Origin of the sequence: Carnobacterium sp. (assembly GCF_032094055.1) — a bacterium.
In the GTDB taxonomy this organism is placed as follows: domain Bacteria; phylum Bacillota; class Bacilli; order Lactobacillales; family Carnobacteriaceae; genus Carnobacterium_A.
In genome coordinates, this window is record NZ_DAMDAK010000044.1 from 1 (window position 1) to 4,670 (window position 4,670).

Consider the following 4,670-nt stretch of genomic DNA (forward strand, 5'->3'; position numbering starts at 1 on the left):
GACCGCCGCTACCAGACAACTCACTACTGTTATCCGATGTGTTTGTTCACTAGACTGCCGCTACCAGACAACTCACTACTGTTATCCGATGCGTTTGTTCGCTAGACCGGCTCTACCAGACAATTCATCACTGTTATCCGATGTGTTTGTTCGCTAGACCGCCGCTACCAGACAGTTCACCACTGTTCTCCGCTGCTTTTGTTCGCTAGAACGGCTTTACTAGACAGTTCTTCTCTATTTTCCTACAATTCTTATAAAACCTATTCTATTTCTATAAAAAAAGAGAACTGCCATATGAGCAGATCTCTTTTGATAATATATAACGTAAAATTAACGTTTTGAGATGTGGCGAGTGGGGGTTTCGTGAAAGAAAGTCCATCCCTATCCCTTTATATCAGCGTTTTCTAGTTTGTAACTTTCTTGAAAACGGATAAAAAGGGGTGAAATTGGATGGGAGTTGAACCAATTTGAACCACGATGGGTGCTCTGGAATACGCTTAGTTCAACTAATCATATTCACAATTATTAAAGCTTTCGAAGTAGCTTATTTTCCAATATTGCAAATGAACGTCATAGAGAATTTTGCTGCTATATCAGCATTTACTCTGAAATACTGAGTGAAAAGAACGACGAATGTCATAGAAAATTGCTGTATTCACTATCCTGGCATGCAAGTTTAAATTATTATTGCAAATGAGCGTCATAGAGAACTTCAGCGATATATCAACGTTTTTTGGGTTTCTGATATTTTTTAAGTATTAATAAGTCATAGAAACTACGCCCAAAACGGTACATACTTCATATTTTTATTATTTGCTGCTGGATCACTCGCTCGAATAAGCTCCGCATCCAATCCATCCCGAATAAGCCGTGAAATCAAATAACTCTTCTTGCTATCCATCTTAAATCTGGTGCGTAATGTTGCATTGGTCATAAAGTCGTTCTCCACATACTTCAATGAAGCATGCAGATACATCGCATCTAACCGTTCCTCTTTAGACATATCCATAAAGTCCCGCGGACCATATAATACAACGACCGTGTCCTCAGCCAACGCCTTGACCACCGGTGCTGGCAAGTTATACTCTTCAGTAGCACGAACTACTTTATCAAACCCACTACCACGTTCCTCAGCCAAATCAAAGTTCCTCATCAAAGATGCCAAATCCTCATTTCGTGATTTTGGTCGGGTATCAAGAAATCTCTCTTTTTTAACCAGCGGATTCCCCGGATTAGAAAATTCGATCCGATCGTCGAATATCTCAATCATCGGACCAGTCCCCCTGATACTAAAGTCTTGATGGATTAATGTGTTTGCCAACAATTCACGAATAGCTATCTCTGGATAAAGTCTTTGTTCCTGTCTAAATGCCTCGCCAATAATTTCTCTTCTCGGCAGCATACTATTTATCGCCCTGACTGCTGACTCAAATCCATTTGCATATCCTTTAATAATCATGTCTTCATGGATGGCACCTGTTCGCCCCCTACCTCCATAATGGATGATTCGTATCATTTTCCTTTTTACTGATGAGAATTTCTTCAAATCTTTTCCCAGCAAAACCGCACCAAGGTTGGTTATCCCTAGCAGCCCATTTTCTTTCTTTAATAAGTTATCATCAAGAAGGTTCTGAACAATTAATTCCATATCTACCGGAATGGGTAACTTCAATAAATCAAAATACTTGTCCACATCAAGCAATTGTCGAATGTCTTGAATTTGAATATTCTCAAGGGCATATTCCTTTTCAAACGTTAGTTTCTGAAAAACATTCCACAATTTACGCTCTTTTTCTGGGTAGTCCTTCAGGCGTTTCTTATACGTCCCAACACGGATATACTCTACCCCTTCAAATGCTATTGGCTGGCTGAATGCACGGTCAACAACCATAACCGTGATATGATTACCATCCACAGTGAAACTTACGAATTCAAAATCAACTTTAGCATTCATTTTTCGTGAAAGCCAAGAGGTGATTTCTTCATTTCCTTTTTTAACAGTTTCTGGATAAAAACTAGTGCCTAGAATTTCATGAGTTTTATCATTGATTCCCCACACCATAAAAGCCTGCGAATAATTTTCTAGAGCTGCCGTGTTTGATAGGGCAGATATATATTCCCCTATAGCTTTCAAATCACTATTATTATGTTTAAACTCGACGATAGACTCCTCATTAGGGTTCTTCAACTTAAGCAATATTATGCTCTTGATGTATTCTGCATCCAATAGGTTTCTTCCTCTCAAATCAAATTACTAGCCTAGTAAAGTCTACTCCAATAAGTAGTTCCCTTTGAGCCTATTTCAAAATAAAAGTATATCTCTATTCTAGCTACCCCACACAATAAATTCATTTGCCACGGCAGAATTTCTAATTTTCATATCTGCCGCGCTCAATACTTCACTTACTTTATCAGGCAGATTACTCGAACTAGTTATGCCCGGTTGACAAGCAACAATTTTCCCTCTGATAGGTATGTTCTTCTTGAGATCTTCTGTCAGCTTCTCGATATTTCCCTTTATAAAATTCCCATGTCCCCTTTTTTGTCTATCTCTCAGCTTCGATAAAAATACACCCTTACTTTTTAACCAGATTAGTGACTTAACTGATTGACCCATCACTTCGTAAACGTCACCCACAGAAGAATTAAACTGAACTGCGCTTTTTCCTTTGGCATGGAACAGCCAGATTGAAATCTCTTCGTTTGAGAACTTTATTGCTATATAATCAGCTATTTCACCAGTTGTGTGATCGAATATAACATAATCATACTCATTTTCATTTAGAAGAATCTCTCCAATAGTATCCTGAATTGAATTTTCATCCCCATTATAGGAACTTTTCTTGAACTCCATGGAAATATCGGTTTTATATTTTCCCCAATCAATTTTAACAATTTTATTCGAATTAAACGCTGGAATTTCAAGATTGATTCTATTAATTTCAGGACCTTCAATTAGATCAAAATTACTAGTGTAAAAGTATAACGGAAAATCATTTAGATATTTTGACAACGGTACAAGATCCCTTCCGCAAGCTACGAATATCTCTTCTTCCATCAACGAAACATATTCCCCACTTAGCAATCTGTTAATTAGATACGAAAAGCCCAAACCTTGTACTCTCAATAAAATTTGCGTTGCTTCTATTGATTCAATGGCAATCTCAACATCTAATATTGACTCTATTTTGCGATTTCCCTCACTATCTGCCAAATGATGGTGGTGCAAATAACTATCCTCACAAAAGTCCCACATAAAAATATTTTCAGGAAACTCTATGAGTTCTTCCCACATTGGTAAAAAGTCGTAATTTGTATTTGTTTTTACAAGTGCAGACTTATTAACTATCTTATCACCATTGATATCAAACCATTTAACCATTTCTTGAATATTCCCATAAGTACTACTCCAAATTTTTGCGCCACTACTATAACCTATCGTTGATGATGTCTCTAATCCTTCAGCCTTGCAAAAAACATGTCCTGGAGAGTACATTCGGCCACTCTCAGCGTCAATAGTTTTACTTACATCTGAACCCGAACTGATTTTATACGATTCTCCTTCGGAGAGCCTATTAGCCATACCAGAATTAAATATTTCATGGTTTTGCAACCCACTCAACACTCGATGAATACTGCTCATTCGAATTTTCTGATAATTATTCTCCCCACAAAAGGCACTTGCAATTGCATCATACACACTCTCCGATTTTATATGAGAATTAATGAATAAAAGACCATTCTTCTGCTGGTAATGTACAATAAAGGAGTTATATTCTATATCATAATATACACCGTCATTTGTACTCCATCTCGGTAATTTACGGCTAGATGCAACTATAACAACAGTATTATCTTCTCGGTTAATGTTTATATTTTCAATTTTTAAACCAATATCAGGAAACTTAGCTTCCAAATTGAATAACGTAGTATAGTACACCTTGGCATGAAAATTCGTTTGAATGCTATGCAGCGAAAAGTCTTGTGTATTTGTAGTTACTAGATGATTGTCAAATGATTTCATATAGTTTTGTTCTTCGATATCCCTACTAATTTTCTCTTCGCTTAGGTCTATAATAATATCTTGCCAAATTGAGTCCGATGCAAATAGTTGTTTATTCTCCAACATAAATTCTTCATCTTTTAAGGCAATAAATGTGGCCTCACCAATTGATACATCACTAGTAGTTCTGGCAAAGCGGCCGATAAACTGTAGAGTCGTAGCCAAAGATTTATGCGGCTGATGAATTACTGCAATTTTTAAATTTGGAAAATCAAATCCTTCGGCCATCATGTCCACACAAACAACGCCATCAATCTCTTTAGTTCTAAGCTTTCTGATAGTATTTAAAACGACATTTCTACTTTTTGAACTGTCGACTATTTCTAATCTAAGCTGGGTATTCTCTTTGTATTTTTCAAATAGTCTTTCTGCTTCTTTCTTCGAGCTGCACCTGACCATCAACGAATGATCGTAACCGCTCTGAACATCCCTTAAAAAGATTTCTTCTCCTTTTTTTGCTAAAGCAACATCTGAATCAAGAGATGAATCTGCATGTACTGGCACATATTTTAGCTCACCGAAAACACCGTCTCTATATGCCTGCGACAAAGGATAGTTATAAATATGATTTGCATTTATCTCCTTTTTATCTCGGCGAAATGGGGTT

At 36.9% G+C, this 4,670-nt stretch carries 2 protein-coding genes; both read right to left on the reverse strand.

Annotated elements, in window-relative coordinates; all coding sequences use genetic code 11:
- Positions 1-775: 775 nt before the first annotated feature.
- Complete coding sequence (locus tag RT405_RS08015; RefSeq protein WP_313469006.1) at positions 776-2,227, reverse strand: ATP-binding protein; 1,452 nt, start codon at positions 2,225-2,227, stop codon at positions 776-778.
- Between the two features lie 99 nt (positions 2,228-2,326).
- Positions 2,327-4,670: helicase-related protein (locus RT405_RS08020; protein ID WP_313469007.1), on the reverse strand; the 2,344-nt coding region annotated here is incomplete at its 5' end.